The following is a 1,076-nucleotide window of genomic DNA, read 5'->3' as shown; positions in this document are numbered from 1 at the left end:
TTCGGCGGCGGTTTCGGCCCGGGCGGCCGGGCTGCGGGCGCACCTATCCCGTGATGGCGGCCCATCGGCGCATGTTGAAGGCGATCGCCGCCAATGTCACCTGGGCGGTGGCCTTCGCCAGTCCGACATAGCGGATCTTGGTCAGCTTCATGCGGTTCTTGAGCGTGGCGAAAGTGGTCTCCACCGCCGCTCGCCGTCTGGCGATCAGGCGGTTGTAATGTTTGAGCCGCGGCGGCAGCGCATGGTGCTTGTTGGGGCGGCGCGCGATGCGCACCTTCTTGCCCTCGGCCTTGAGCCGGGCGCGGCGGGCATGGGTGTCGTAGGCGGCGTCCGCCCACACCGTCTTCTCGTCGCCGCAGATCAAGTCATCGGCCATCACCGTGTCGTTGACGTTGGCTGGCGTGGTAATCACCGTGCGGATCAGGCCAGAGCCCTCATCCACCCCGACATGGGCCTTGTAGCCAAAGGTGAAGCCGCCCTTGCCCTTTCGCGCGGTGACGCGGGCGTCCGCATCCTTTGAGGCCTGATCGTCCGTCGGGGGCAATGAAACCGCATTGATCAGCGTGGCATCCAGCATCGTTCCCCGCTTCAGGATAACACCGGCTTTCTCCAGCTGCCGGTCCAGTTCGCCAAACAGCTTCTCCAGCAGCCCTTCGCTGACAAGCAGATTGCGAAAACGCGAAAGCACCGTGTGGTCGGGAACGCTCTCCTCCAGCCCGAGCCCGACAAAGCGCCGGAACGACAGCCGGTCGCCAAGCGCCTCCTCAAGTTCGCGGTCCGACAGGCCGTAGAGTGACTGCAGCAAAAGCGCCTTGAACAGAACCAGCGGTGGCCAAGCTGCCCGTCCGGGTCCGCCATCGCGCAGCGGGTTGAGCAGCTTCTCGAAGCGATACCACTTCACCAGACCCGACAATCGATCAAGCGGTGAAGAACCGCCAGCCAACTTGCCGCCCAGAAAAGCCTCCGCCAAGCTCAACTGGCCCATCTGCTTCACTGCCATCGCGATTCCCTCCGAGCTTCGTCTCAGAGAATCACAATCAGCGAATTACGCAACAGGCCCCCTGTGGGAGAAGGTG

Annotated in this window: 1 protein-coding gene; it reads right to left on the bottom strand. The window is 63.8% G+C overall.

The genetic code is table 11. From position 1 onward, the window contains the following. Positions 1 to 43: 43 nt before the first annotated feature. On the bottom strand, positions 44 to 1,000 hold the full coding sequence (locus NKI47_RS34900) for an IS5 family transposase (RefSeq protein ID WP_352596372.1): 957 nt from the start codon (positions 998 to 1,000) through the stop codon (positions 44 to 46). Positions 1,001 to 1,076: the final 76 nt, after the last annotated feature.

This window comes from Mesorhizobium sp. M0633, assembly GCF_040320645.1.
GTDB lineage: Bacteria > Pseudomonadota > Alphaproteobacteria > Rhizobiales > Rhizobiaceae > Mesorhizobium.
This window is presented reverse-complemented; position numbering and strand designations above follow the sequence as displayed.